The sequence below is a fragment of the Streptomyces prunicolor NBRC 13075 genome (genome assembly GCF_000367365.1).
Classification (GTDB): Bacteria; Actinomycetota; Actinomycetes; order Streptomycetales; family Streptomycetaceae; genus Streptomyces; species Streptomyces prunicolor.
Genome location: NZ_BARF01000004.1, coordinates 97327 through 123929 on the forward strand (window position 1 = coordinate 97327; position 26603 = coordinate 123929).

A 26603-nucleotide genomic window follows, 5' to 3' on the forward strand; every position below is an offset into this window, starting at 1 on the left:
TCGCAGGGCGGGCTCCGTGCTCCACCGGCGCGGATTCCCGCGACGGCGACAGGCACACCGCGATGAGCCCGGCGGCCCGCAGCCGTGTGCTGTCGGGTCGGCCGGGCCCAGCGCGGGACTACGCGGGGACTACGCGGGACTACGCGGAAGCGGCGCCCCGGCGGCGAACGAGACAGACGGCGCCGCCCGCCACGACAACCACCGTGAGACCGATACCGACCCAGGCGCCGGTCGACAACCCGTCGTTGTCCTTCTCCACGGCCTGGGCGGCAGGGGAGGACGACGGCTCGGTCTCCTCGGGCGTGGGCGACGGAGAGGTCGCTGTCCCGGTTCCGGTTTCGGTCCCGGTTCCGGTCTTGGTCGGGGACGGGCTGACCGGCTTCGCTCCCGGCGCGGCGGCCTTCAACTTCAGGACGGGCGCCGGGTTCTCACCGCTCTCGTCGAGTTCGATCCAGCGGTCGGTACGGCCGTCGCTGTACGTCTGCAAGGTCTTGAACGCCAACTCCTCGGTGTCCGGGAGCTGTTTGACGACGACGGAGTACTCGGCGTTGGCACCGGCCTGCACCGCGGGGCCCCCGACGGTGTAGCCGTCGGCGGCTGCCGTGAACTTCCAGCCCTTGGGGCCCTCGCCGTAGGCCACGTCGGCAGGTGCGATGCCCGCGGGCAGGACCACCCGGATCTTGGTGACTCCGGCGGTGGAGGACTCCGACTCGGCGTCGAAGGCGATCTCGACGTTCTCGGCGAGGGCCTGGGCCTTGTCCGACTCGACCTCCACGTGGGCGGAGGCCGGGCCCGCGGTGAGGAGGACGGCGGTGGCGGTCGCGGCGGTCACCAGGATCAGGCGGCGGGCGGTGCGGTGCGTGCTTGCGGCACGGAACATGGGTGTCTCCAGGCATGGGGGCGCGCGGGGAGCCTCAACGGCGTTCCCGGCAAGGTCAGTTGGCGTGAGCGAGCCCTGCCTGGGGAGGGCCCCGCCGTACCACCACGTCTGCGAGTACCGCCCCTTGGAGAGGCGGACGTTCCAGCCAGGCGTGGACAAGGGCGGGCAGCCTGGTGTCCGGCGCCGCCGTCCGCTCGCCGAGCAGGGTCCACGCCAGGTCGATGCGTGCGCGGGCGGCCTCGACGGCGGTGGCCAGTCCGCGCGCCAGAGACCAGCAGACGGTGTCCGCGCGGTGCAGGAGCACGGCGACGAGTACGGCGGCCGCCGCGTGCACGGCGGTCATCGCCGGCGAGCCGTGCGCCTGGTCGTGCCAGGCCGTGTGGGCGTCCATGCCGTGATCCATGTGCGTGGGCATGGCCATGGCCGCCGAACCGTCCGGATGTTCCGCCATGAGCCACAGGTGCAGCCCCGCCTGCGCGGCACCGCACACCGCCACCACCGTGGCGAGCGAGCGGGGACGCCGCGTACCGATCAGTCCGACCAGGAAAAGCACCGCCGCCGCCCATCCGGACTGCCGCCACGGCATCGGCCCTTCGGCGACCAGATGGTGCGCGCTCACCCCGAACACCGTCCCGACGAGAGCGAACACGGCAGCCCGCGGAACGGGCAGCGGCGCGTGGCGCGTCGTCGTACGGAGCTTGGTCATGGCCCGCCCATCATCGGGCATCGTCAGGTCCGCACGGACCCGGATCCCTAAAGAGGCCGTGGTTCCCCGCTGTTCCCCGCTGGATCTGGTGCGGTTGTGGTGCAGTCAGTCGATTCGGTCAAGGTTGCGAACCCTGAGGCCCCACATCTCCTCGCCGGCATCATTTTCGAAGCGCAGTGCGCCGGCACGAACCAGCAGTTGCCGGAGCTCGTCATCCTGGAACCCGCCTATGCGGCGCTTGATCTTCTCGAAGCTACGCAGAGACCAGCGCTGATGGAGAAGCAGTTGAGAGATGGCTGCTTCTGCCATGAACTCTGTACGAAGCTCCGTCTGGAGCTTGGAAGTCTGCAGCCTCCATGTAGCTGCGGCGCTGACGATCGACACTGCGAGCGCTACGGCGGCAGCGATGAGTGCTTCTGTCATGCGGGCATCGTAGGCGCCAACGGCCAGGACTGGCAGGGGCGTTCGGGGCACCTTCCTGAAAGGAAGGACGGCTCATCAAAGCGAGGGAGGCCTGTGCACGCTTTCCAACTGTGGTGGTCGGGCTCGGGGTGTGTGCGGTGGCGTTCACCTGGGTTCATGGGCGGCTGGTTGTCGGAGCCGGAAGGGTCGCGGGTCTCGCCCGAACGGTCGTGAACGGGGCTGAATGAGACGGGGGAGTGACCATGTCGAGCGGCCTGGAGCTTTGAGCCGTAGCTCCGCCTACTACGGCGAGATGGAGATGCGCCGTCAGGACCTGAAGCGGCCCCGCGCCGAGCGCGTGCTTCTCTCCCTCTACTGGGCTGTGTCGGGCTACGGCTTGCGCGCGTCCCGGGCGCTGGTCTGGCTGCTGGGGGCCATGGTCGCCGCCGTGCTCGTGATGATGCTGTGGGGCCTGCCGAAGGAAGACGCGAAGCCCGCGCCCGGCGCAGGACGTCCGAGCGGTTCGAGAAATCCGTGCGCGTGGTGATCAATTCAGTCGTGTTCCGCTCAGCACCTCAATCGTTGACCACTTCCGGCACCTACACCGAAATGCTCTCCCGACTCGTCGAACCCGCCCTGCTAGGCCTCGCCGCCCTTGCACTCCACGGCCGGGTAAAGCGCTAGCAAGTGACTTGGCCGACTTGGAACGGCTGACCAGCCCAACAATCGGTTCTCGGGCGAACATGCAGGTCATTGCGGACGCAGATACGCGTCTGGTAGCGGGCACCACCGCGGACGCGCATGCCTGGCCCGCGTCCGGTCTGAGCCGGCACGGCCAGGGTGTGACGTGCCTCCTGGCGGCTGACGAACCACCGAACTCCGGGAACGAGCACTGGCCGGAAGGGCGCGGTTGCGGGTGCACGCGTTGCAGGGGCTCAACGGCGGCCGAACATCGGCCGGCTTTCCCAGAAGACCCACGTGCTCGTTGGGACGGCCGGCGACCTCAAGGGTTCTGAAGTCGCGCTTGCGGAGGCCGTGGACGTATGTACGGCCCGACGCCCGGCCACCGGCTATGAGGCACTTGGAGCCGCTGCACCCAGCGGTGCTCCGGCGCAGGAACTGCTCGCCCGCGAGCCGTTTGAAGACGGGTCCTAGGTGGTCACACAGGGTGGGTCGTACGGCAGTTGGGGAACGTATCGGCTCCATTGCTGTCGGCTCAGGGCGCCGGAACTCCCGGCGCAGATACGGCTGATGGCGGACTCGACGTTCAGGTCCCAGAGCGTGGCCACGCCGTCGTCGGTGGTGGCGGCCAGGGTGTGACCGTCCGGGCTGAACGCGAGAACGGCGACGAATCCGGTCTCCACGGTCAGCGGTTGGCCGATGAGGGTGGGGTGGTCGGGATCGGTGACGTTCCACAGGTTGATGGTGCCGTTGTCGGTGTGGCCGGCCGCTGCGAGGGTGTGCCCGTCCGGGCTGAACGCCACCGACCACAGGCTGCCGCCGGGCACCGTCAGGGAACTGCCCCTGCGCGTCAGGTGGTTGGGGTCCGTGGCATTCCACAGGGTGACGGTGCCGCGGCTGTTCCCGGTGGCGAGCGTGCGGCCGTCCGGGCTGAACGCCACCCAGGTGCTGGTGCCGTCCGGCTGGTCGATCGGCTCCCCGATGCGGACCCCGGGGGCCGTCGTACTCCACAGGCCGACCCTGCGGTTGCTGTCGTCGCCGCCGGCCGCCAGCATCGTGCCGTCGCGGCTGTACGCCAGGGAGAAGACGGACGTCGTGTCGGAATTGGAGATGGTGGTGGCAAACGACTCGGGGTTCGCGGGGTCGCTGACGTCCCACAGGGCGATGCTGCCGAGCTTGTCGTCGCCGGCCGCGGCCAGCGTGTGGCCGTCCGGGCTGAACGCCAGGGAGAAGACGGCCCCGCGCGCTCCGGTGAGGGTGTCGCGGAGGCGAACGGGATGGCTGGGGTCGGCGGTGTTCCACAGCGTGACGGTGCCGCCGCCGTCGCCCGCGGCCAGGGTGTGCCCGTCCGGGCTGAACGCCACGGCGTCGACCGGGTGCTTGGGACCGGTGAGCGGATCACCGCGGGGAACGGGGTGGTCGGGGTCGGCGGTGTTCCACAGGGAGACGGTGTCGTTCTGGTTTCCGGCGGCCAGGGTGTGCCCGTCGGGGCTGAACGCCACGGCTGCCACATTGCCGCCGCCGCCGATGATCCTGGTCGGCGGCAGATTCCACAGATCGACGTTGCCGTCGCTGTTCCCGGCGGCGAGGGTGCGGCTGTCCGGGCTGAACGCCAGGTCGGTCACCTTGTCGCCGGGACCGGTCAGCGGCCGGCCCAGCGGGACGATGGCCCTGGGGTGGGCGACGTTCCACAGATGGATGGTGTGGTCGGAGCTGCCGGCGGCCAGGGTGTGCCCGTCCGGGCTGAACGCCACCGACATGACGGGCTCGGTGGGTCCTGTCAGTGGCTTGCCCAGGGGGACGGGGTTGCCGGGGTCCGCGACCTGCCACAGGTGGACCTTGCTGTCTTTGGAACCGGCGGCCAGGGTGCGGCTGTCGGGGCTGAACGCCAGGGAGAGGACGAGATACCCGGCCTTCAGGGAGCGGCCGCGGCCGGGGTGGGCCGGGTCGGTGGCGTTCCACAGCCTAATGGTGCCGGCGTCGTCGTCGCACGCGGTGGCCAGGGTGCGGCCGTCGGGGCTGAACGCGATGCGATAGGAGTAGACGTCGGGGCAGTCGAGGTTCAGGGGTGCCTTGGCGGGGGCGACGTCGTCGGGGCGGGTGACGTTCCACAGGCTGACGAGTCCGGCGTGCCATCCGGCGGCCAGGGTACGGCCGTCGGGGCTGAACGCCAGCGATTCGATGGAGCTCGCGGCGTCCCAGTCCTGAATGGCGGGACTCTTCAGCCGGCCGAGCAGGACCGGGTGGCTGGGGCTGGTCAGGCTCCACAGGTCGACGAATCCGCCGGAACCGTTGTCGCCGTTGTGGCTGGTGTGGCCGCCGACGGCCAGCACCCGGCCGTCCGGGCTGAACGCGAGCGACAGGATCGAGTTCACGGAACGGTCCACGGGCACGGGTTTGCCCAGCGCCAGCGGACGGCTGGGATCGGAGACGTCCCACAGCCGGACGAGGTTCCGGTAGACGTTCCCGGCCGCCAGCATGTGCCCGTCGGGGCTGTAGGCCACTGTGTACACCGCGCCGCGCGGGCCGGGCAGCCGGGTGTCCAGCGGTGTGTTCTCGGTCGAGATGAGCCGGGACGCCGCCTCCGGGGTCGGGTCCATGCGGTAGGCGGTCAGCGCGAGTTGAGCGGACAGTGAGGGATCGGTCGGCGCCAGTTGCACGGACGCGGAGGTGACGGCGGCGGTGATGGCCTTGTCGCGGGATTGCAGGGCCCGGGCGGCGGCGGTCCGGGCGTTGGACTCCTGCCGGAAGGCGAACACCGCGGCCAGCGAGGCGACCACGGCCAGGGCGGTGATGGCGGCGACCGCGCCGCGCCGGAGCCGTTGCCCGCGCCGCTGGTGGTGGCGGGCGGCTGCCAGGAACGCCCGGGCGGCGCCGCTGAGTTCCGGCCCGTGCGTCTCGGCCCAGGCGAGGGCGGCATCCAGGCGGTTGCCGCGGTACAGCGCGGCTGCCTCCCGGCCGGCCTGTTCCCAGAGCCCGGCCGCCTCCTCCAGATCCTGTCGTACGAGGTTCCCGCTGCGGTCGTGCTCGATCCAGTCCCGCAGCCGGGGCCAGGCACGGATGAGCACCTCGTGTGTCATCACCACCACCGTGTCCTGGTCCCGGGTCAGGAGCCGGCCACGGGTGAAGTCGTCCAGGACTCTGACGGCCGCTTCCCGGTCCGGCGCGTGCCGCAGCAGCTCGTCGTACCGGACGCGCCGGCGGCTGTCGTCGGCATCGCGCCCCACGATGACGAGCCGCAGGAACACCCACCGTGCGGCCTCTTGGCAGGGCGGCGGCAGGATGTCGTAGAGCCTGTTCGCCGTGGTGGCGATGGCGCCCTGGATGCCGCCGGTGACGCGGTATCCGTCCACGGTGAGGGTGTGGCCGTGGCGCTGCTGCCAGGTGGCCCGCAACGCGTGTGCGAGCAGCGGCAGCCGGCCCGTGGTGCTCGTGCCGACCGGTCCCCCGACCGCGCCCAGGTCCGCCAACAGCAGCTCCACCAGGCCGTCTTCGACGTCGAGTCCCACATTGGCGGCCGGGCGGCGGATCGCCTCCTTGAGTTCGTCCTCCGTCATCGGCTCCAGCAGGACCGGTCCGGCCTGGAGCGCCGCCCGGAGCTGCGGATGGGCCGTGCACGCGGCATAGAAGTCCGCCCGCACTCCCAGCACCACGACCGCACCGCCCGCGGGCCCGGCCAGCCGGTCCAGTACGTCGATGAACCACTGCCGTTCGGTCTCGTCGCCGCAGGCCGTGAAGACCTCCTCGAACTGGTCGACCACGACGACCAGGCCCGCGGCGGGGGACTCCCCGGTGGGCGCCGGATCGCCGGCTCCGGTGATCTCGCGCAGCTCGGCAAGGCACTGTGCGGGATCGGCCCGCCACTTCGGTGCCGTGCGCCGGGCGGTCTCGGCGTCCAGCCTGGCGGCGGCCGCCAGTGCCAGGGCCGGGGACGCCGTCGGGGTCAGCAGCAGCCGGGGCCAGGTGCTCGAACCCGCCACCGGAAGTCGGCCGTCCTTCAGGGCCGGCAGTACCCCGGCCGCGAGCAGGGACGACTTCCCGGCTCCCGAGGGGCCGATCAGCACCAGTGGGCCGCCCTCACGCAGCCGGGCGTCCATCCGCTCGCACACGAGGTGAACCATGCGGTCACGGCCGTAGAACCACTGCTTGTGCCGCGCGTCGAACGGGGCCAAGCCCGGGTACGGGCACAGCACTTGGTCGGCGCCGGGGCCGGGCACGGTTCTGCGCCCCTCGTCGCCGACACGAACGTGCATGTCGCGGCCGGCTTGGAAGGAGCTGCCACCTCCCGTCACGGTCGCCTCCAGCCGTTTCGGCTGCCAGGGGGGCGGCCCGTCGGGGGGCGTGGCGTCGGTGTCGCGTTCCGTCACGCCTGGCCGCCTCTGGTGACGGTCATGTCCCGGCCGGCCAGGAACGCGTCGCCGCCGGAGACGTGTGCCTCCAGCGTCATCGAGCCCGTGATCTGCGCTTCCGGGGCCTGGGCAGCGCGCAGTTCCCCGCCCAGCAGAGCGCGCAGCTCGTCGACGGCGTCCGGCCGCGTGGCTATCAGCCGGATGATGCGGGCCTGCCACTCGGCGACCAGCAGCCCCTGGAGCTCCTGGCTCTCGCCCGGGTGCCGTGCCTGAAGCAACTCGCCGCGCGCGTCGGCGAGTTCCTCCTCGACGCGCTCCGGGTGCGCGGACCGCCACAGCGACAGGACCGAGGACTTGACCGCGGCCCAGCCGTCCGTCGCCAGCAGATCGATCAGGCGCGCCGCGGCCGCCGATGCCAGGCCGGCGAGTTCCACACTCGTCTCCATGCCTTCTCCTTGTCGCTTACCGTGCGTGGGCCGCGATCGCGGTCAATGTCAGGTGGGAGGCGATGAACACGTGGTCGCCGCCCACCGTCCACAGGAACCCCACGTCCGGCTGCCCGGGGTCGCGATATTTCCACCGGGCCCTGCCGGTGGCCGCGTCGATGGCCCACAGTGTCTTCGCGGTGTCTGTGGCGAAGACGGTGTCGGCCGAACACTGCGCGCTCCTGCCGGAAAGCCGGGAGGAGGCGTTGAACGCGTTGGAAATGCCGATGTCGCTGGCCCCGTCGAGCGTCGCGACCCACTGGATCGTGCCGTCGGCCGTGGCCAGGGCGGCCAGGTCGCTGCCGACCGGTACGTAGACGGTCGCGCCGTCCAGACTGGAGAACGGGGCGCCGATCCGGACCTGGTCCCCGTTCTTCGCGTCGAAGCGCTGATACCACTTCTCGCTGCCCGTGGCCGCGTCGACGGCGAACAGCGTGTCGCCGTTGCCGCCGCCGAACAGGAACAGCCCGGCGGCGTAGCACGTCAGCGGCCAGCCGGTGGAGAAGTAGGACGAGGCGTCCCGGACGGAGACCTTCCAGCCGCGGGCGCCTCTCCTGCCGGCGTCGATCATCTGGACGCGGCCCGGTTTGCCCGGAACGGACGAGGTGGCCAGCAGGTGAGAACCGGTGGGCGGCACGAGCACGTTGTTGATGTCCGTGCCCTTGACCTGCCAGCGTCGCTTGCCGGTGGCGGCGTTGTACGCACGGATGTAGCCGGAGGTCGGAGACTCGGAGGAGTACGACCTGGATGTGTCGAGCAGACCCCCGCATACGTAGACCGTGTTCCCCGCGACTGCCACGTAGTCGCTGATGTACATCGGCGCGTCCGAGCCGCCGCCGGGATCGACGACGGCCATCACAGTCGCCCACTTCACCTTCCCGCTGGAGGCGTCGAACGCCGCCAGCAAGCCTGACTGACTCGGTGTGTCGCAGAGCAGGTAGAACACACCGTCCGCGTACGCCGTCGGGTACCTGTCGCCGCTCGTGCCCAAGAAAACGGTCGGGTTCAGCGGGGAGAACACGGATTTTCCGGTCGTGGCGTCCAGGAAGGACGTGGCGGTGTCCGTGACCACCATGACCACCTTGTCGGACGCTTCCAGGCATTTGGGGGCGTGCTTTCCGGCGCCCGACCATGCCTTGGCGGCGTCGGGTCCGGCCAGCACGATCGCTTCCGGTCCGTCCGTCGAGGACGGCGACGCGGAGGAGGCCGACGTGGATCGCCCGCCTGACGAAGAGGCCGGCCGCGCGGTGGACCCGGACCCGCCGGCCCGGCCGTCGGATGCCGGCGACGAGTCGCCGGAAAAGGCGAGTGCCGCCGCGGATCCGCCGAGTACGGCCGCGCCCCCGGCCAGACCGAGGATCAGCTTCCGGCGGCTGACACCCGTCCCGGCAGCGATCGCCGGCGGCGGAAAGGGGTCCCGGCCGCCGCCCCCGGCGGACGCCGACCCCATCGCCGCGGCCGCGGCGGCCATGTCGGCGGTCACCGTCGGCGGCAGCCAACTGCCCTTCAGGGCCGGCAGGTTCTGCTGCCTCAGGTAGTCGACGAGTTGCTCCGCGGTGGGACGGTCCGGCGCGTCCGGGTACAGGCAGCCGCCGATCACCTCGCGCAGCGACACGGGGAGGGCGTCCGTGTCCGGCTCGCCCCCGGAAGCCGCGTACCGCACGGTCGCCCCGAGGTCGAACATGTCGTCCGTCGGTGCGGGCGCCGCACTGCCGGTGGCTCCCACGATCCCCAGGGCGGTGATGCGGGGTCCGTCCATGGTCAGCAGCACCGAGTCCGGGCTCACCTCGCCGTGGACCGTCCCGGCCGCGTGGAGTGCGGCCAGCGCCCGGGCGAGGCCGTCGGCGAGCATCCGCAGAGCCGGTTCGGACAGCGGGCCGTGCCGGTCCACCGCCTGCTGGAGCGGCAGTCCGGCGGTGAACTCGGTGGCCAGCCAGGGAACCGACGCGTCGGCGTCGGCATCCACCACCGGTGCGAGGAAGGCACCGGACAGCGTCCGTGCCGCCTCGACGGCGACTCGGAACCGGTCCCGGAACCCCGGGTCCGCGGCGAGTTCGGGCCGCACGACCGTGACCGTGACGAGTCGCCCCTCATCCGTGCGGGCTGCGAAGACTTCGCCCCCGCCGACCGTGCTCTGTCTTCCGAGCAGCGCATACGGCCCGATCCGATGAGCACCGTCTGCTCCGGGATGATCCATCGTCCGCCCCTCACGCCAGCCTGATCGTCTGATCACGGGCCGCCTGGTAGGCGCTGCCACCGCCGGACACATGGGCCGTCATGGTCACTGACGGCTCCGGATCGGAGGCAGGCGCCGTGCCGTCCCCGGGTTCGGCAGCGGGGTCGGTATCGGCATCGGTATCGGCTTCGGCTTCGGCATCGGACAGGAGAGCGGTCACCGCGTCGCCCAACTGCCGCAGCCCGTCCGGCAGATGGGTCTCCGGCACGCGGAGGAACTGCAGGCGCGCCAGCTGTGCGATCTCGGCCGGCAGCGCCGAGGCGTCGGGCAGCATCGTCGCGTCACCCAGAAGGACCGGGACGACGCGGTTTCCCGCCCGCAGAGCTGTCGCGATCTCCACGCGCACCCAGTCGTGAGCCCGGTCCAGGAGCCGCACACCGTCCTCGCTCCGCGCATCGAGCCACCCTGGCCCGATCAGTACGCACATGAGCTCGCACTCGGCGGCCTGCCGCCGCAGGATCTCGGCGAAATCGGCCCCGGGCGGTATCGACCGGCCCGACTTGAAGATCTCGTCGGCACCCAAGCGGTCGGACAGCGCGCGGTAGACGCGGTCTCGCATCCACCGGGAGTCCGGTTTGCGAAAGCTGAGGAAGATACGCGGCACAACTGTCCCCTGTCTGGGAGGCTTTGACCTCAGGAATCGTGCTCACCCTAGGGGTGGAGTACACGCTCGGTGGCTATTCGCCAGGGATTGAATAGCGGTTGCAAGGCTCCGTACGCTGGCCGGTATGGACTCGGCGGACAGCGCGGCGGAGACGGTCCCGGCAGGGAGAACGACCGGTATGTGCCTGCCGCCGGGCGACTTCGGCGTCGTCCTGGCCACACTCCGGGCACGTCGGGGGTGGAGCGTGCGCGAGTTCGCCCGGCGGGCGAACGTGTCCGAAGGGCAGATCTGCAATCTGGAGAGCGGGTTGCGCAACCCGACGCCCGCTGTGGCGGCGGCATGCGACGCGGCCTTGGGCACCGGCGGGGAACTCGTCGAGCTGGCCGGGGCCGGCCGCGGCGGCGCCCGGGCCGAGGGCGTCGTCGACGCCGGCCCCGTGGCCGCCGGATACGAGCGGGTCCTGTGGGAGCTGAAGGACATCGGCAGATCCACCGGACCGAGGTTCGTCACCGCTTCGATGAAGTCGATCACGCGGATCCTGACGGACGCCGGTCCGCACGCCGTCGGCGAGCAGCGTGCCGAGATCTGGCTGCTGGCCTCGAGGTTCGCCGAATACACCGGGTGGATGGCACAAGAGGCGGGAAATCCCGCGGAGGCGTTGCGCTGGACGAATCTCGCGGTCCGCTGGGGCGCACGGGGCGGGGACGAGACGGTGGCCGCGTATGCCCTGGTCCGCAAGGCGTTCATCGCCCAGCACCGCGGTGACACCGATGCGGCGATCGCATTCGCCGACCAGGCGGCCGGACACCCGGCGGCCAACCCGGTGATCCGCGCGCATGCCGCCCGCCGCGCGGCCCAGGGGCATGCGCGCCGTGGCGATGCGGGGGCCTGCCGGGAGGCACTGGAGCGGTTCGGAAGCCACGCCGCCGAGGCCATCGGCGACCCGACCCCTCAATGGGGCCCGCGCATCGAGAACGGCAACCCTCGGCTCATCGAGGCGTCCTGCATGCTCGGCCTCCGTCACTTCGAGCCGGCCGCCGACCTTTTCGCCGCCGAGCTCCGGCACCGGCCGGCCGTCCCGGCGGACAGCAACTCCCAGGCCCGCTTCGCGGTGCGGCAGGCGACAGCCCTCGCCGGTGTCGGCCGCCTCGACGACGCCTGCCAGATCGTCGAGGCCACGCTGCCCGCGATCAAGCGCATCGACTCGGCCACCGTCCGTGCGGAGCTGGGCCGGTTCGTGGAACAGGCCCGGACCCGGAGAGCCGGCCCGGGCCAACTCGCCCTCATCGACGCATCGGCCGCCCTCGCGATCGGCTGACAGCCGCGATCGGCCGGCGACGGACAGATCCAGGGTCCGTCTTGACCTGTCGGAACGCCACAGCCCATGGCAGACCGTCCACGCCCGCTTCCGCCGTTACGCCCCGCACCGCCGTCGGGGCATGCTGGTGGTCCTGCACGTGGTCCGGGAGGTGTTGGGATGCGGTGGTGGGCCGGAGGATGGATGGTCGCCGTGACGGTTGTCCTGGCGGGGTGTCACGCGTCGGAAGGCGGTGGATCGGTGGGAGGGCCGTCGCGCGGCGGCGACTCGGCGGGGCCGTCGGCCAGTGCGTCGACGCGGACGCCGGCAGCGCCGTCCGCCGGTGCGACCGGGGAAAGCCCGTCGGGGTCGGCCACCGGCTCCTCCGCTTCGCCGGCGAGCTGTGCCGCTGGGCACGCGGAGGTCACCGTCAGTCCTGGCGACGCGGTCGTACGGCGGTTGTGTGTGCGGCCCGGGACCGTGGTGTCGCTCGTCCTGCTGCCTCGCCCGGACGACAAGCGGTGGACGGCCGTGCGGAGTTCCGCGCCGGCTCTCGTTCTGACGTCCGGGTGGCGGGTGGACGCGGACGGTACGGCCCACGCCTCGCTGCGGTGTGCCGGGACAAGGGGCGGTACGGCGGACGTCACCGCGTCGGCGAAGGCGCCGGATGTGGCGGGTGCGGCGCGCGTCGTCCTCACGCTGCACGTGAGTGTGGTGCCGTACACGACGCAGGGGTGACCCCGGCGAGCCGGGACCACCCCTCCGACTGCCGCCGCGTCAGCGGCGGTTGCGTACGTCGATCGTGTAGATCCCGCGGCCGTGGGTGGCCGCGTACAGCGTCCGGCCGTCCGGGCTCAGCTTCAACTGGAGTACGGCGACTGCCGGGAGGTTCCCGACGCGCTCCCAGGTCGTACGGCCCGGCGCGCGGTAGACGACGCCGAGGTCGGTGGCGACGGCGAGGCCGCCGTTCGGGGTGACGACCGCGGAGTTGGTCGGCACGTCGGGGAGGTTCTTCGAGATGTCCTTCCAGGTGGTGCCGCCGTCGGTGGACTCGAAGACGTGGCCGACACCGGCGCCGGGGCCCTCGGTCCAGTGCCGGGAGAAGCCGTTGACCGCGAGGTAGACGTGGTCGGCGTTCTTGGGGTCGACGGCGAAGCCGGCGAGGTAGCGGTTGGGTACGGTGCCGTCCGCGCCGGTGGCCGGGAGGGCGATGTCGTGCCAGCCGGTGCCGTCCGCGTTGCCGACGGAGATGCCGCGGGCGAAGCCCTGGTTGTTGCAGGGGCCGCACCAGGCCGCGTACACCTTGCCGCCCGAGGCCGCGACGGCGGTCGCCGTACGGCCCTCGCCGAGGTCGTACACGCTGGTCCACTCGTCGCCGCTGCGGATGGCGTAGCCGTGGGTCTGGACCCAGATGTGGCGGCCGCCCGCGATCCAGGTCGAGCTGTTCTTCATGTCGGCCGTGATCGGGGCGATGAAGCGGGCCTCACCGGTGGCGTTGTCGGCGGGGGCGACGTTGTACGACGTGATCTTGCTGGGGTCGGTGACCCAACTCCCGTCGTTGATCGCGCAGTTCTGGGTCACCTGGATGGCGAGGTAGACGTACTCCTCGGCGATGTTGCAGCCGTTGGCCGGGTCGGTGAGGGTGTCGCCGCCGTCGCCGCCGAAGTCGGATCCCATCACCGTGTCGTTGCTGCGCAGGATGGACTGGCCGTTGTCCTGGAGACCGCCGGTGACGGAGACGCCGCCGTAGGTCAGGTCCTTGCCGACGCCGACCGAGTAGTACTGGAGGGTGTCGATGGTGCCGTCGTTGAGCGAGGTCCAGTCGGTGGCGTGCCCGGAGGCGTCCTGGGAGCCGTCGAGCGGGCGCTTGTAGACGCCGCCGTCGTTGCCGACGTAGACGAAGCTCTTGCCGTGGTAGCTGCCGATCGCGACGCCGTGCTGGTCGGAGTGGGTGGTCGGGCTGCAGTCGCCGGTCTGCTTGGCGGGGTCGATGCTCCAGCAGGGGAAGCCGAAGTTCCAATACGGGCCTACGGTCGACCAGTTGGTGCCGCCGTCCTTGGTCTCGTAGACCTCCTCCAGGCCCGCGTACACGTGCTCCGCGTTCGCCGGGTCGACGGTCAGGAACTGGTTGTACCAGGCCTGCACGCCGGGCATGTAGCCGCTGGAGGTCAGCGCCGAACCGTCGGCGGCCAGACCCTTGTAGTCGGCGATCTTCGTCCAAGGGCCGGTCGGGGAACCGGACTTGGAGACGTAGATGCCCTCCAGACCGCTGTCCGGGTTGGTGTTGAGCTGCTCCGGGGACTGGTCGACGGCGTAGTAGCGGGAGCCGTCGGCGGAGCGGGCGAAGGTGACGTTGCCGACGTCGTCCGCGTCGGCGGGCAGGTCGCCCAGGCCGCTGGTGATCCGGGTCCAGGTGCCGTCCGCGCCCTTGGTGTAGAAGCCGTTGTAGTCGTCACCGCTGCGCCAACCAACCGCGAGGACCACCTTGTTGGGGTCCTTCGGGTCGATCGCGATGTCGTTGGCGATGTTCTTGTACGCGGCCGAGTCGTCGTTCGCGAGTGAACCGCCCGGCAGATAGGCCGGGTTGGGCGCGAACTCCAGCTTCCAGGCGCCGCTCAGCTTCTTCGTGGAGTGGCTCCACACGCCCTCACTGGTCGCCGCCCACACCTTTCCGCCGCCGAAGCGCAGTTCGTGGATGGTGGTGGACTCCAGCTCGTCGCCGCCGACCCGGCTGCGGGCGGAGAACGTGCCGTGACGGGGGTTCGACAGGACGTAGACGCCGCTGCCGAGGTAGGCGTCCGCGTTGGTCGTCGCCTCGCCGGTGCCCAGCCACAGCCGTCCGGCGCCGTCCAGCGCGAGCGCGCCGGTGGACTGCGAGGGCAGCGCGTCGCTGATGGGCTGCCAGCGGCCGCCACCGGTGTGCGAGCGCCACACTCCGCCGCCCGCGCTGCCCGCGTAGACATATCCGTCGTCGTCGGCGGCCATCGCGGCCATCCGGCCGGTCACATTGCCCGAGCCGCCGCTGGAGTTGGAGTCGTAGTCGCGGTAGCGCGAGTCGTCGGAGTTGTACGGCAGGTTCGTGATGTTGCGCCAACTGCCGCCGGTGCTAGGCAGGTTGGTCAGACTCGTCCAGGCGGCGCCGTACGCGCCCGGTGCGACGATGCCGGGAGAGGTGCGGGCCTCGGCGTACTGGTCCGCGCCCTCGGCTATCTCGTCGGCCTCGTTGCCGTCGTCACCGCCGCCGTCGTCCTCGGCCTTGGCCTTGGCCTTGGCCTTCGGACTGACGGTACCCACCGACTGCCCTCGTTCGGCGGCGAGTTGAGCGAGTGCGCGGGCGCCGAAGGGGCTGCTGTCCCCGCCGGGCGCGGCGCCGGCGGGTACCGCCACGAGTGCGGCGGTCGCGGTGATGGCGCAGATCGTGAACCAACGTCTCTTGCGGGTCTGTACTGACACCAGGTCCTCCCGAGCGGGCACGGATACAGCCGTCGGGGACGACCCGACCACCGGAGGCAGGAGGAGTCCGGCATTTGGACAGCCCTTGACCAGAACCTGTCACTATCGATGGCTGGAAGTCGACCGGACCGCCGGGCCGTCGCCGATCACTCCGGGCACTCCGGGTCAGAGGGTCGCGGTCCGCGCGCGGGCGACGACCGGCAGCACACCGGCGACGACCAGTGCGATGCCGCCGGAGATCAGCAGGGGGAGGTGACCGTCGGTGCCCCAGGCGAGCCCGGCCCACACGCCCGCGAGCAGGACGGCGGCACCGGTGGCGCCCTGGTAGAGACCCTGCGCGGTGCCTTGTTGGTGATCGGGCACGAGCGTGGAGATCCAGGCCTTGCCGACCCCGTCGGTACAGGCCGCGAAACCGCCGTAGAGCGGCAGCACCACGAACACCGACCAGGGGCTGCGGATCAGGCCCAGGCCCAGGTAGCCGATCGCGAAGAAGACCAGGCCGGCGGCGAAGACCAGCGGGCGGGGGAGCCGGTCGGACAGTGCTCCCGCGGGGTAGGACAGGGCGGCGTAGACGAGGTTGTAGACCGCGTACGCGCCCACCACCCCGGCTGTCGGCAGGCCCAGGTCATGGGCGCGCAACAGCAGTAGCGCGTCGGGGAAGTTGACCAGGTTGAAGGCGAGCAGCACCCCGAGAACCCGCCAGTAGGGGCGGGGCAGGGACCGCCAGGGCATGCGTGCGGTCCGCGTCGAGGAGCCGTCCGTCCCCTTGGTCCGGGGGTCGCGGACGGCGGCGACCAGCGCGACCGATGCGACGGCGGGGACCACGGCGATCCAGAACAGCGGGCGCAACCGGTGGTCGAGCGCCTCGTACAGGACCAGCCCGACGAGCGGGCCGACCACCGCGCCGGCGGTGTCGGCCGCCCGGTGCAGCCCGAACACCTTGCCGCGCTGTCCGCTCGGAACGCCTGCCACGAGCAGGGCGTCGCGAGGCGCCCCGCGCATGCCCTTGCCGAGCCGGTCGGTGACCCTGGCGACGAGGACCAGCGGCCAGGCGGTCGCGAGCGCGATGAGCAGTTTGCCGACCGCGGCCAGGCCGTATCCGGCACCGATCAGCGGACGGCGGGCGAACCTGTCGGCCAGGCGCCCGGCGGCCACCTTGGTGATCGAGGCGGCGCCCTCGGCCACTCCCTCGATGGCACCGACCGCGACGGGCGGCGCGCCGAGCACCACGGTCAGGAAGATCGGCAGGATCGGGTAGAGGAGTTCGCTGGCCGCGTCCTGGAGAAAGGACACCCCGCAGAGCACCTTGACATTGCGGGTCAGCCACGCGGGGCGGTGTCCGGTCGGTCGGGGGGTGCTGCTGGGATCGGTCACGGGTACAGGATCTCCGGGAAACGGTGGAACGCCATGGCAGGACGGCTTTCGGTCCCACACCGGACACATCCTCTTGGCTCGTTCGCGACCTCGGGGTTTCTCCTGGAGCGGGTGACGAGAAGAGAGCCGAGCGGCTCGCTGAATTGGCCCGGCGTACGTCCGCCGGCCGGCCGGCTGGGTATCCGGGGAGTCAAGTGCCGCCGTGATACCGGATGTTCCACCTCAGCGGGAGAAGCCGGGACTCGGCCCGCGCACCGGTCGGGTACCGGGGGGCAGTTGACCCCGAAGTGGACGCGGCCGGTGTTCTTGGGGGCGATGGTGAAGCCGCTGAGGTGGTGGTGGGACCTGGAGGCGGGCGGAGCCGTGGGCCTGCTCGACACGAGGGGCGGCCCGGTCACTGGATAGGGTCGGGGAGTGGACCGCAGCAGCAGACAGCCGGGCGACGTGTTCGCCGGCCAGGCGCGGGGGGAGCTGTCGTCGCGGGCGGTGCGAGCGCTGTGGTGGGGGTCGGCCGGTCTGGTGCTCGCCGTACCCGGTACCGCGGTGCTCGTCGCCGGCGCGGGGCGCGGTTGGCGACTGTACGTGGCCGTGGCCCTGGTTCTCGTGCAGGTCTGCGCCCTGCGGTGGCAGATGCGGGCCCCGGTTGCCGTGCTCGCTGTGAACGCGGTGGCGGGGATCGCGGTGTGGGCGCTGCTGCCCGCGGTGTCCTTGACGGGGGCGCTGCTCGCGGCGCAGGTCGCCTTGTGCGTACTGTCGGCCACCAGGCCGCGGCGGGTCTCGGTGCGGGCGCTCGCGGCGATGTGCCTGCCGGTGCCGCTGGCGTTCTGGGCAGGGGGTGGCCCCACGGGGGTGACGGTCTGTCTGCTGGCGGTGGTCCTCGCGTGGACCGTGGGTCAGTGGCGCCGGGCACAGCGGGCACGGGCGGCGGCGGAGCTGCGCCGGGCCGTGGTCGAGGAACGGGCGCGGATCGCGCGCGAGGTGCACGACGTGGTGGCGCACACACTTTCCGTGATGGTCATCCAGGCGGGTGCCGCGGATGACGTGTTCGCACAACGCCCCGACCAGGCCCGTCAGGCGCTGCGGGCCATTGAGACGGGCGCCCGCTCGGCGCTCGGTGAACTGCGGCTCCTGCTACGGGCGTTCGGTCCCGAGGACATGCGGGACGGTGAGGCTGGGGAGCAGCGGGAGCCGGGGCCCTCGCTCGCCCGCCTGGACGAGTTGGCCGACCCCGTGCGTGCGACCGGGATGACCGTGCGCGTGCACCGCGAGGGCTCCTTCGACGGGCTGCCGGCCGTGGTGGACCTGGCGGCGTACCGGATCGTCCAGGAGGCTCTGACCAACACACTGCGCCACGCGGTCGGCGCCGACGAGGTGGGCGTGTGCGTGACGGTCGAGGGGGAGTGCGTGAAGATCTCGGTGGTCGACAACGGGCGTACGCCACAAGGTCGTTCGGACGCGGCGGGAGCGGGAGCGGTGGCGGGACGAGGTCTGGTGGGGATGAGGGAGCGCGCACGGCTCGTGGGTGGCAGCCTGCGCGCCGGTCCGCTGCCCGGGGGCGGGTTCGAGGTGGCGGCGCGGCTGCCGGTGGAGCGCGTGTCATGAGGCTGCCCGTGCCGGTGGAGCGCGTGTCATGACGCTGCGTGTGGTGGTGGCCGACGACCAGGCCCTGGTCCGTACCGGATTCCGCATGATCATCGACGCCCGGGACGACCTGGAGGTGGTCGGTGAGGCGTCCGACGGCCGGGAGGCGGTGCGGCTGACGCGGGAACTGGCACCTGACGTGGTGCTGATGGACGTACGCATGCCCGTCGTGGACGGTATCGAGGCGACCCGGCGGATCGCGGAGTCGGGCAGTGCGGCCCGGGTGCTCGTGCTGACCACCTGGGACCTGGACGCGCATGTGCTCGCCGCGCTGCGGGCGGGGGCGAGCGGTTTCCTGCTCAAGGACATGCGCCCCGCCGAACTCGTCGACGCGATCCGTCTCACCGCCCGCGGCGACGCGCTGCTGGCACCGGCCGTGCTGGGCCGCGTCCTCGACCGGTTCCTGCGCACCACGCCCGACGCGGCGGCGCCGCCCTCCCTGCGGGACCTCTCCGGCCGCGAGCGGGAGGTGCTCACCCTGATCGGGCAGGCGCTGTCGAACGCGGAGATCGCCGAGCGGCTGCGCCTGTCGGAGGCCACCGTCAAGAACCATGTCACCGCGGTACTGCGCAAACTGGGCCTGCGCGACCGCGTCCAGGCCGTCGTCGCCGCCTACGACCACGGCCTCGTGCAGCCGCACCGCCCCTGACGCAACGCCTCCTCCTCAAGGAGGAGGCCGGGCCGCGGTCCTCCTGCGTTCCCAGTGCCGTTCCGTCCGCGTGGCCGATCCAGGGCCGGGCCGCCCGGCCATAGCGTCGAGGTGTGAACGATGACCTGGCCTGCCTCATGTATCTGCTCGCCTACGACGACGCGGCCGAAGGCCCCTACGACCGTCGCCGCACCCAGCTGCTGGTCCGGGCCGCCGCCCTGGTCGACCTGGCGTCGCGTGGCCGGCTGGCGGAGGACGGCGGCGGCCGGGTCACCGTGTCCGGCATCCGGCCGACCGGTGACCCGGTCCTGGACGGCGTGCTGCGCGACGCAGCCGCCGGGCACGGTTGGAAGGACCTCGTACGCCGCCACCGCAAGCAGACCCTGACCCAGGTGGAGGACCGGCTCGCCGCGGCGGGAGTGCTCACCGTGAAGGCGCCTCGCATCCCCTTCGCCGCCCGGCGCCTGACCGTGACGGACCGCGCCGTGCCCGCCGTGCTCCGCGCCCGGGTGTCCGAGGCGCTGCACGGAGACCGCCCCGTCCGGGAGCTCCCCGCCGCCGACGCCGCGCTGCTGGCACTGGCCGCGGCGGGCGGCATCCGCTCGGTCGTCCCACGGCGGGACCACAAGACCTTCCGGGCCCGTATCGACGCCTGCACGGGGTCGCTGGCCGCCCTCGCGCCGGGCCTGGAGAAAGCCGTACGCACTCTGCCGATGACCATGATCGCCGCGAAGGGCGGCATGGGCGGCAGCTGAACCAGCTGACCGAACGGGGAGACCATGAGCAAGCACCGCATCCTGACCACCCTGGGCTGCGCCCTGACCGCCGTCCTCGCGACGGCCTGGTCCGCGGCGCCGCCGACCCGGCCCGCCGTCACCACGGTTCGTATCCACGACGGCCTGGTGCGGGGTGCCGCCCACGACGGTTACCGCACCTTCGAGGGCATCCCCTACGCGGCGCCCCCGGTCGGCAGGCTGCGCTGGGCGCCACCCCGCCCCGCGGCCCCCTGGCCCGGGGTGCGGGACGCGACCCGGCCCGCGAGCGCCTGCCCGCAGCCGGCCGGCGAGGTGCCGGGCGGCAGCACCGACGAGGACTGTCTCCACCTGAACGTCACCACGCCCGACGACGCGGGACCCGCGCGCCCCCGTCCGGTGATCGTGTGGCTGCACGGCGGCGGCTTCACCACCGGAGCGGGCAGTTCCTACGACGCCCACCGCATGGCCACCCGCGGCGACGTCGTGGTCGTCACCGTCGACTACCGCCTCGGAGCCCTCGGTTTCCTCGCCCACAGCGGGCTGCCCGGCTCCGGCACCTTCGGCCTGGCCGACCAGCAGGCGGCACTGCGCTGGGTCCGCACCGAGATCGGCGCCTTCGGCGGGGACGCGCACAACGTCACGCCGGCCGGTGAGTCCGCGGGCGGCTACAGCGTCTGCGCCCAGCTCGCCGCACCGGCCGCCGCGGGCCTCTTCGACCGGGCGATCATCGAGAGCGGCCCGTGCACAGGCCGCGCCGACCGTCCCTTCGCCCCGTCCTCCGTCCCCCTGTCCACGGCGCGCGCCACGGGCACGGACCTCGCGGCGAAGGTCGGCTGCCGCTCCGCCCACGACGTCCTGTCGTGCCTACGACGCGTGACCGTCCCGCGCCTGCTCGCGGCCCAGGACACCGACCAACAGCCCGCCTACGCCACCCCGTTGCTGCCCACCGACCCCGCGGCGGCGATCACCGCCGACCGCTTCCACCACGTCCCCGTACTCATCGGCAACAACCACGACGAGGGCAACGGCTGGGCCGCCGGGATCATCCAGGCCGGCAACCCCGTCACGGCCGACACCTGGCCCGACGTCGTGTCCGCCTTCTTCCCGTCCCCGGGTCAGGCGAAGGCGATCGTCCGCGAGTACCCGGTACACCCGACGACCGACGGAGGCCCGGTGTTCGGCGCGGTCATCGGCGACGCGAACTTCGCCTGCCCGACGGCGCGCACCGACGCCCTGCTCGCCGCTCAAGTCCCCACCTGGCGCTACGAGTTCGCCGACGAGCACGCCCCACCGCTCACCTCCGGCACACCGCCGTTCCCGCTCGGCGCACCGCACGCGAGCGAACTGCCCTACCTGTTCGACCTGGGCGGCCGCCCCCGCGACCTGACCGCGGCACAGCACCGACTGGCCGACACCATGATCGACTACTGGACCCGCTTCGCCCGCACCACCGACCCGAACGGCCCGTCATCGCCGTACTGGCCCCGACGCACCGTACTCTCCCTCGCACCGGACCACATCGCCCCCACCCACACGGCGGAGCCCCGCCACCACTGCGCGTTCTGGAACACCCACGGCTGACCCCCGTGAGGGCCTGCCGCCCCGCCCAACAAACAAGCCCCAGGCCACTGACCTGGGGCTTCAAAAAGAGCGGGTGACGAGAATCGAACTCGCACTCTCAGCTTGGGAAGCTGATGTTCTACCACTAAACTACACCCGCGAAAAACGCCGGTTGAACCGGTGTCGGAACGCTCCGTCACTGTACCGCATGTCAGGTCCCCGGCGCTGAGGCCATGGGGGCCCGGCTGTGTTTCGCAGGGCGGACGCGGCTGCGGTGGGCCGGAGTTGGGGCGTACGGTGGAGGGGTGGAAGAGGGTCTGGGTGGGGTCGGAGTGCCGCCTGGAGAGTCGCTCCTTTCATCCCGTAATGTGGCATTTGGCGTCCGGCGAGCAGCAGTCGGGCGCGGCTCTTGGGGAAGGGACTCATGGACTTGATGGAGCGCGCCGTCGTCCGATGTGCCGATGGGCACGTGTTCAGTACCGCTTCGTTCCCGATGCAGCAGGCCGAGCGACTCGGCCCCGGTCGGCTCGTGCGGTGTCCTCGGTGTGCCCGGCTCCGCAGTGTGGTGCTGGTGACCTTGGAGAAGCAGTAGAAGTAGCCGTGGAACTGGCAGGAGAAGCAGCGGTATAGCGGTATCGCAGTAGTCGTCGCTGGCGCGCGGGTCCGTCCGATTGTGGTCGGTCCGCGCGTCTTGCGTATCCTCGGGGCGTGCTTCTCTCAGACAAGGACATCCGGGCCGAGATCGACGCCGGGCGGGTCCGGATCGATCCCTACGACGAATCCATGGTGCAGCCGTCGAGTGTCGACGTGCGCCTCGACCGCTACTTCCGGGTGTTCGAGAACCACCGCTACCCCCACATCGACCCGTCGATCGAACAGGCGGACCTGACCCGGCTGGTGGAGCCGGAGGGCGACGAGCCGTTCATCCTCCACCCCGGCGAGTTCGTGCTCGCCTCGACCTACGAGGTCGTATCGCTCCCCGACGACCTCGCCTCGCGCCTCGAAGGGAAGTCCTCCCTCGGCCGCCTCGGGCTCGTCACGCACTCCACCGCCGGCTTCATCGACCCCGGCTTCTCCGGACACGTGACCCTGGAGCTGTCCAACCTCGCCACGCTCCCCATCAAGCTCTGGCCCGGCATGAAGATCGGCCAGCTCTGCCTGTTCCGGCTCACCTCGCCGGCCGAGTTCCCCTACGGCAGCGAGCGCTACGGCTCCCGCTACCAGGGCCAGCGCGGACCGACCGCCTCCCGTTCCTTCCTCAACTTCCACCGGACGCAGGTGTGAGCGTGGGCGCCGTACGGGAGAACCTGACCTACGAGGCGTTCGGCGTCGCCGTGCGCGAGCTCGCGCAGACCATCGCCGACGACGGCTACGAGCCCGACGTCATCCTCAGCATCGCCCGCGGCGGAGTCTTCGTCGCCGGTGGCCTCGCCTACGCCCTCGACTGCAAGAACATCAGTCTGGTGAACGTCGAGTTCTACACGGGCGTCGGCACCACCCTCGACATGCCGGTCATGCTCGCCCCCATCCCCAACGCGATCGACTTCTCCTCCAAGAAGGTCCTGATCACCGACGACGTCGCCGACACCGGCAAGACCCTCAAACTGGTCCGCGACTTCTGCCTCGACACCGTCGCCGAGGTCCGCAGCGCGGTCGTGTACGAGAAGTCGCAGTCACTGGTGAAGTGCGAGTACGTGTGGAAGCGCACCGACGACTGGATCAACTTCCCGTGGAGTGTCCTGCCCGTAGTACGTAAGTCGGGCGAGCCGGTCACGCCGTCAAGAGAAGCGCTCTGACGTGCACCCGCCGGGGGTTGCGGTACCTGGCCGCCGTACCGCAGGATCCCGGCGGGGGTGATCATGGAACGGCGTGTGCTGGAATCGCTGTTGGCCGGTGACGACGAGGCGTCCGTGATCGCTCTGGCCACCCTCCGCGGCGGCGCCACCTACTGGGTGTCGGACGGGGCGCAACCCGCGGGACAGCATGCCGGAGTCTTCAGTCGCCGACTTCGGCGCATGCGGATGCACGGACTCGAACCTCTTGGGCTGGAACGAGCGGTGCAGCTCGTCCGCGAACACGGCCGCCCTGTGCGCACAGGGATGATCGATGCCGCCGATCGGACATGGACCACCCTGCTCTTTCTCACCGAGGACGGCAGCGCGCTGGTGGCCTGTGCCGGCTGGCCGCTGCCGCTGGTCAAGAAGCCACCGCTCTAGGCAAGAAGCCACCGTTCCAGGAGCGAGCCCGCGCGAAGCGCGAAGAACGTCCGGTCGCCGTCCTATGGCGGCCAGCGCGGAGCCCCGCCCCCTTCGCTCAGGTGTCCGCGCCGTCGGGGGCCGGCAGGAGCGCCGCCAACTCGGTGTCGTCCGGGCGGTGGACGGCCCCCGCCGCCTCGCGCAGAACGGCGCGGTCGACCTTGTCCGCGTCCGCGATCAGATGAACCACCACGGCGTCGAAGGGCACCGCGTACTCGTGGCTTTCACCTGCCTTGCGGTACCAGGCGTCGCCGTCGTGCTCGCAGGTGACCGGCTTGTCCGTCACCTCGCCCAGTGGCTGCTTGGTGCAGTTCTCCGCTGTCAGACTGTCGTGACCCGCGAAGAGGCCGAACTTGGTGGAACGCTCCTCGGCCAGGTACGCGGTGACGAACTCGTCCTCGTACTCGCCGACCGACGCCTGGAACACGGTGTAGCCGGAGACCTCGGTGACGTAGACGAGTTCCGGGTCCACGCCCCAGGTGCGCGCGGCGGCGTCGAGGTCGGCGCTGTCGGCGACCGTCCCGCCGTCCGCGTCGCATCCCGTGAGGAGAACCGGCAGCAGGAGAAGGGGGAGCAGCGCACGCGCGGGTCGCATCATGCCCACACCCTGTCGCATGGACATGTCACAGGAACAATCGATTTCCCGTATCCGCTATCCGCTATCCACGGCTTGTGGTCCCACGTCCTACGACCGTCCTACGACGAGGACGGGCTCCCCATGTGACATGGGGAGCCCGTCCTCGTCGTAGCGGAGAAGCCTCTAGAACGTGCCCAGTTTCACGATCGACAGCAGGGCGATCAGTTGGATCGCCGAGGCGCCCAGGGCCTTCGGCCAGGGGAGGTCGTGGGAGCGGGCGACCATCATCGTGAGGAGGGCGCCCGCCGCTACCCAGGTGGCCCAGCCGAGGGCCTGGACGAAGGTCGCGTCGCCGCCGAAGAACATGGCGAAGATCAGGCGGGGGGCGTCCGTGAGGGACATGATCAGCATCGACAGGCCTACTGTGGGCTGCCAGGCTCCGTCGCCGCCCAACTGGCGGGCCAGGGTGTGGGTGACCACGCCGAGGACGAAGGACGACAGCACCATGGCCACGGCCGTGATCAGGACGATCGGCACCGCGTTCGCCAGGGTGGCGTTTATGGCGTCCGCGCGGGCGCCGTCGAAGCCGAAGACCGCGAGCAGGCCGTAGAGGAACGTCACGATCAGGGCGGGGCCCCACATCGTGTAGTCCCGCATCTGGAGGAAGGTCTGCTGGGGGGAGAGGACGATGCCTCTGAGCAGGTCCTTCCAGTGCAGGCGGGGGCCGACGGGGCCGGTGGGGGCCTGGGCCGAGCCCGCGCGGTACGTACCGCCCTGGGTGTACGGGTCCTCCCCTACGGCGAAGGCCTGGGTGCTGCCCGGGTTGTTCGCCGCATACGGGTCCGGGGTGCCCGGGTGGGCGCCCTGGCCGTACCCGCCGCCGTCGCCGAAGTACTCCGGCTCGTCTCCGTAGGCACCGTTGCCGCCGTTTCCGGCGTTCCCCTGGGACCACTGCCGGCCGCCGCCGTTCGCGGGGCTGCCGTACTGCGGTTGCTGCTGCGGGTACGGCTGCGGGGCCGCGGGGTAGCCGTACGACGGCTGTCCCTGCGGCACCGGGGGTGCCTGCTGCCCGTACGGAGGTTGTTGAGGGCGCGCTTGCGGGGCCCTGCCGTCCCGGCCGCCGCGTCCGATCCTGAATCCAGCCACGTCATCGAACGTACCTGGTTCCGCGGAGACTCGTGCCGGGCCGGGGCTTTCGGGCGGGGCTTTGCTGCCGAGCTGTGACATCCCCTAAGGGGACGGCGGGAGGGGCCTTAAGGGAGTGCTACGGAAGCATTCCGGCGCCGAGCCGCGGAGCGCCCGACGTCGAGACGCCCAGCGACGACGGGCCGTAGGCGACCGCGTTCTTCGTGGTCAGGCCGGTGGTGGCGCCGCGCAGGGTCCATACGGCGCCGTCCCCGTTGTTCTCCCCTGCGGCGCCCACCGACAGGTCCGCGTGGCCGTCGCCGGTGAGGTCGGCGAGGTGGACCGCCGTACCGAAGTGGTCGTTGTATTCGTTCGCGCCCGGGACGCCCGCCGTGTTCTGGCTGAAGGACTGGGCGCCGGACGCGGTCAGGCCGGTGGACGAGCCGCGCAGGAGCGTGACGTTGCCGGTCAGGTCGGCCGAGCCGATCTTCTCGTAGAACGCGGAGACGGCGGCGTCGGCGTATCCGTCGCCGTTCACGTCGCCGAGGGAGACCGACCAGCCGAAGCCGTCGTTCGTCTCGTCGGCGCCCGGGACGCCCGCCGTGTCCTGGTCGATCGTCCGGGCCGGCTCGGGGTCGACGCCCGAGGCGCGGCCGAGGTGGATGCCGATGGAACCGCCGAGGTTGCCCTCGACGGCGCCCCCGTACTCGCCGGTGACCACGTCGTCGTAGCCGTCGCCGTTGATGTCGCCGACGGCCGCGACCTCGCTGACCTCGTCCAGTACGGACTCGTAGGCGAGACCCGAGGAGGCGCCCCGGAACACCCTCGCGCCGTCGAGGTAGGCGACGGTGGCGACGAGATCGTCGGTGCCGTCGCCGTTCAGGTCGCCGGAGGCGAAGGAGACGACGCCGCCGGAGCCGGTCCGGATCGGGGCGGTGACCTTGTACTTCGACGCGGTGCCCGACGTCTTCGTGAAGCCGCCCCTGCTGACCCAGACGTCCGTACCCGTGCTGCCGACCGCGAGGTCCGCCTTGTGGTCGCCGTTGAAGTCGCCGACGGCGAGGGACTGGCCGAAGGAGTCGTGGGCCGTGGGGGCGGGGTCGGCCGCCGTACGGCCGCCGGACAGGCCGGAGGCGCCGCCCCAGACGATGATCGCGGTGCCGCCGTCGGTGTCGGTGCCGAGGTCCTCGCCGGGGGCGCCGATCACGAGGTCGGCGTATCCGTCGTTGTTGAGGTCCCCGGAGGCGAGGGCCGAGCCGAAGCTGTCGCCGCGTTCGGCGGAGCCGGGGATGCCGCTGCTGTTCTGGGTGAGGACCGTACGGCGGGAGGCGCTGATGCCGGACTTCGAGCCGTAGTTGACGACCACGGCACCGGCGGACGTCTTGCCGCCCACGGTCGCGGTGGGCGCCGCGGTCACCAGGTCGCGGTAGCCGTCGCCGTTGAAGTCGTCGGAGTACTTGGCGGTGGCCGCGGACGCGGGGGCGGTCAGGACGAGCGGGGTGAGGCCCGCGAGGAGCAGTGCGGAGGCCATGGCGGTGGAAGTGGGGCGGCTGCGCAAGGGAGTTGGCTCCAGG

The 26603-nt window shown here is 71.4% G+C and carries 21 protein-coding genes, 1 tRNA gene and 2 pseudogenes; 10 read left to right on the top strand and 14 right to left on the bottom strand.

Features of this window, described 5'->3' with window-relative positions; all coding sequences use genetic code 11:
- Positions 1-139: 139 nt before the first annotated feature.
- From SPR02S_RS02855 to SPR02S_RS55035, 3 genes are all read right to left on the bottom strand, one after another.
- Positions 140-880 (bottom strand): DUF1775 domain-containing protein, encoded by a 741-nt coding sequence (locus tag SPR02S_RS02855; protein ID WP_019055426.1) that lies wholly within the window; start codon positions 878-880, stop codon positions 140-142.
- A 55-nt stretch (positions 881-935) separates the two neighbouring features.
- Positions 936-1586, bottom strand: a complete 651-nt coding sequence (locus SPR02S_RS02860; protein WP_019055427.1) for a hypothetical protein — start codon at positions 1584-1586, stop codon at positions 936-938.
- Positions 1587-1691: 105 nt separating this feature from the next.
- Complete coding sequence (locus SPR02S_RS55035) at positions 1692-2009, bottom strand: hypothetical protein (RefSeq protein WP_019055428.1); 318 nt, start codon at positions 2007-2009, stop codon at positions 1692-1694.
- A 238-nt stretch (positions 2010-2247) separates the two neighbouring features.
- On the opposite strand from SPR02S_RS55035, the pseudogene SPR02S_RS66070 reads away from it, so the two are divergent.
- Positions 2248-2672: pseudogene (locus SPR02S_RS66070) on the top strand (pentapeptide repeat-containing protein); the annotation flags it as partial.
- A gap of 53 nt (positions 2673-2725) precedes the next feature.
- Positions 2726-2842, top strand: a pseudogene (locus SPR02S_RS66075) (IS5/IS1182 family transposase); the annotation flags it as partial.
- A 297-nt stretch (positions 2843-3139) separates the two neighbouring features.
- Here SPR02S_RS66075 and SPR02S_RS55040 read toward each other — a convergent pair.
- The 4 genes from SPR02S_RS55040 to SPR02S_RS02890 are packed head-to-tail and all read right to left on the bottom strand — an operon-like array spanning position 3140 to position 10343.
- Positions 3140-7036, bottom strand: coding sequence for an nSTAND1 domain-containing NTPase (locus SPR02S_RS55040; RefSeq protein WP_052346900.1), 3897 nt, complete (start codon positions 7034-7036; stop codon positions 3140-3142).
- Entirely contained in the window at positions 7033-7464 is a 432-nt protein-coding gene (locus tag SPR02S_RS02880; protein WP_019055430.1) for a hypothetical protein, read from the bottom strand. Before SPR02S_RS02880 ends, SPR02S_RS55040 begins: the two co-directional genes overlap by 4 nt.
- Before the next feature lie 16 nt (positions 7465-7480).
- Positions 7481-9700, bottom strand: a complete 2220-nt coding sequence (locus SPR02S_RS02885; protein WP_019055431.1) for an outer membrane protein assembly factor BamB family protein — start codon at positions 9698-9700, stop codon at positions 7481-7483.
- A gap of 10 nt (positions 9701-9710) precedes the next feature.
- Positions 9711-10343: a toll/interleukin-1 receptor domain-containing protein gene (locus tag SPR02S_RS02890; RefSeq protein WP_043258026.1), complete on the bottom strand. Its 633-nt coding sequence runs from the start codon at positions 10341-10343 to the stop codon at positions 9711-9713.
- A gap of 124 nt (positions 10344-10467) precedes the next feature.
- Here SPR02S_RS02890 and SPR02S_RS02895 point away from each other — a divergent pair, with 124 nt between their 5' ends.
- Positions 10468-11661 carry a helix-turn-helix domain-containing protein gene (locus tag SPR02S_RS02895; protein ID WP_026150151.1) on the top strand — a complete coding sequence of 398 codons (1194 nt, stop codon included), beginning with the start codon at positions 10468-10470 and terminating at the stop codon, positions 11659-11661.
- Positions 11662-11876: 215 nt separating this feature from the next.
- On the opposite strand, the gene SPR02S_RS64295 is transcribed toward SPR02S_RS02895, so the two are convergent.
- The 3 genes from SPR02S_RS64295 to SPR02S_RS02915 all read right to left on the bottom strand — a co-directional run bounded on the left by SPR02S_RS64295 (position 11877) and on the right by SPR02S_RS02915 (position 16467).
- Positions 11877-12338, bottom strand: a complete 462-nt coding sequence (locus SPR02S_RS64295) for a hypothetical protein (RefSeq protein WP_158697769.1) — start codon at positions 12336-12338, stop codon at positions 11877-11879.
- Between the two features lie 79 nt (positions 12339-12417).
- Positions 12418-15093 carry a WD40/YVTN/BNR-like repeat-containing protein gene (locus SPR02S_RS02910; RefSeq protein ID WP_019055436.1) on the bottom strand — a complete coding sequence of 892 codons (2676 nt, stop codon included), beginning with the start codon at positions 15091-15093 and terminating at the stop codon, positions 12418-12420.
- A gap of 165 nt (positions 15094-15258) precedes the next feature.
- Positions 15259-16467: an MFS transporter gene (locus SPR02S_RS02915; protein WP_019055437.1), complete on the bottom strand. Its 1209-nt coding sequence runs from the start codon at positions 16465-16467 to the stop codon at positions 15259-15261.
- 414 nt (positions 16468-16881) lie between these two features.
- On the opposite strand from SPR02S_RS02915, the gene SPR02S_RS02925 reads away from it, so the two are divergent.
- From SPR02S_RS02925 to SPR02S_RS02940, 4 genes are all read left to right on the top strand, one after another.
- Positions 16882-18069 carry a sensor histidine kinase gene (locus SPR02S_RS02925; protein WP_019055439.1) on the top strand — a complete coding sequence of 396 codons (1188 nt, stop codon included), beginning with the start codon at positions 16882-16884 and terminating at the stop codon, positions 18067-18069.
- Positions 18070-18097: 28 nt separating this feature from the next.
- Entirely contained in the window at positions 18098-18757 is a 660-nt protein-coding gene (locus SPR02S_RS02930) for a response regulator (protein ID WP_019055440.1), read from the top strand.
- A 113-nt stretch (positions 18758-18870) separates the two neighbouring features.
- Complete coding sequence (locus tag SPR02S_RS02935) at positions 18871-19512, top strand: GOLPH3/VPS74 family protein (RefSeq protein WP_019055441.1); 642 nt, start codon at positions 18871-18873, stop codon at positions 19510-19512.
- A gap of 24 nt (positions 19513-19536) precedes the next feature.
- The gene (locus tag SPR02S_RS02940) at positions 19537-21093 is read left to right on the top strand and encodes a carboxylesterase/lipase family protein (RefSeq protein WP_019055442.1); all 1557 of its coding nucleotides are present in this window, start codon (positions 19537-19539) and stop codon (positions 21091-21093) included.
- Positions 21094-21161: 68 nt separating this feature from the next.
- Here SPR02S_RS02940 and SPR02S_RS02945 read toward each other — a convergent pair.
- A tRNA-Gly gene (locus tag SPR02S_RS02945) sits at positions 21162-21232 on the bottom strand.
- A 548-nt stretch (positions 21233-21780) separates the two neighbouring features.
- Between SPR02S_RS02945 and dcd the strand changes: the two genes are divergently transcribed.
- The 3 genes from dcd to SPR02S_RS02965 all read left to right on the top strand — a co-directional run bounded on the left by dcd (position 21781) and on the right by SPR02S_RS02965 (position 23288).
- Positions 21781-22356 (top strand): dCTP deaminase, encoded by a 576-nt coding sequence (gene dcd, locus SPR02S_RS02955; RefSeq protein ID WP_019055444.1) that lies wholly within the window; start codon positions 21781-21783, stop codon positions 22354-22356.
- Positions 22353-22868 carry a phosphoribosyltransferase gene (locus SPR02S_RS02960; protein ID WP_019055445.1) on the top strand — a complete coding sequence of 172 codons (516 nt, stop codon included), beginning with the start codon at positions 22353-22355 and terminating at the stop codon, positions 22866-22868. Before dcd ends, SPR02S_RS02960 begins: the two co-directional genes overlap by 4 nt.
- 63 nt (positions 22869-22931) lie before the next feature.
- The gene (locus SPR02S_RS02965; protein WP_026150153.1) at positions 22932-23288 is read left to right on the top strand and encodes a hypothetical protein; all 357 of its coding nucleotides are present in this window, start codon (positions 22932-22934) and stop codon (positions 23286-23288) included.
- Positions 23289-23385: 97 nt separating this feature from the next.
- Here the strand turns inward: SPR02S_RS02965 and SPR02S_RS02970 are convergent, their stop codons facing one another.
- The 3 genes from SPR02S_RS02970 to SPR02S_RS02980 all read right to left on the bottom strand — a co-directional run.
- A complete protein-coding gene (locus SPR02S_RS02970) occupies positions 23386-23925 on the bottom strand; it encodes a hypothetical protein (protein WP_106436885.1) in 540 nt (179 codons plus the stop codon).
- A 162-nt stretch (positions 23926-24087) separates the two neighbouring features.
- On the bottom strand, positions 24088-25131 hold the full coding sequence (locus SPR02S_RS02975) for a Yip1 family protein (protein WP_078622797.1): 1044 nt from the start codon (positions 25129-25131) through the stop codon (positions 24088-24090).
- Between the two features lie 37 nt (positions 25132-25168).
- A partial coding sequence (locus SPR02S_RS02980) for an FG-GAP-like repeat-containing protein (RefSeq protein ID WP_306305711.1) occupies positions 25169-26603 on the bottom strand: 1435 nt, incomplete at its 5' end.

Excerpts from the sequence above, each read along its gene's own strand:
- SPR02S_RS02855 (WP_019055426.1), bottom strand. The coding sequence starts at position 880 with ATGTTCCGTGCCGCAAGCACGCACCGCACCGCCCGCCGCCTGATCCTG.
- SPR02S_RS02860 (WP_019055427.1), bottom strand. The coding sequence starts at position 1,586 with ATGACCAAGCTCCGTACGACGACGCGCCACGCGCCGCTGCCCGTTCCG.
- SPR02S_RS55035 (WP_019055428.1), bottom strand. The coding sequence starts at position 2,009 with ATGACAGAAGCACTCATCGCTGCCGCCGTAGCGCTCGCAGTGTCGATC.
- SPR02S_RS02880 (WP_019055430.1), bottom strand. The coding sequence starts at position 7,464 with ATGGAGACGAGTGTGGAACTCGCCGGCCTGGCATCGGCGGCCGCGGCG.
- SPR02S_RS02885 (WP_019055431.1), bottom strand. The coding sequence starts at position 9,700 with ATGGATCATCCCGGAGCAGACGGTGCTCATCGGATCGGGCCGTATGCG.
- SPR02S_RS02895 (WP_026150151.1), top strand. The coding sequence starts at position 10,468 with ATGGACTCGGCGGACAGCGCGGCGGAGACGGTCCCGGCAGGGAGAACG.
- SPR02S_RS02930 (WP_019055440.1), top strand. The coding sequence starts at position 18,098 with ATGACGCTGCGTGTGGTGGTGGCCGACGACCAGGCCCTGGTCCGTACC.
- SPR02S_RS02940 (WP_019055442.1), top strand. The coding sequence starts at position 19,537 with ATGAGCAAGCACCGCATCCTGACCACCCTGGGCTGCGCCCTGACCGCC.
- SPR02S_RS02965 (WP_026150153.1), top strand. The coding sequence starts at position 22,932 with ATGGAACGGCGTGTGCTGGAATCGCTGTTGGCCGGTGACGACGAGGCG.
- SPR02S_RS02970 (WP_106436885.1), bottom strand. The coding sequence starts at position 23,925 with ATGATGCGACCCGCGCGTGCGCTGCTCCCCCTTCTCCTGCTGCCGGTT.
- SPR02S_RS02975 (WP_078622797.1), bottom strand. The coding sequence starts at position 25,131 with ATGTCACAGCTCGGCAGCAAAGCCCCGCCCGAAAGCCCCGGCCCGGCA.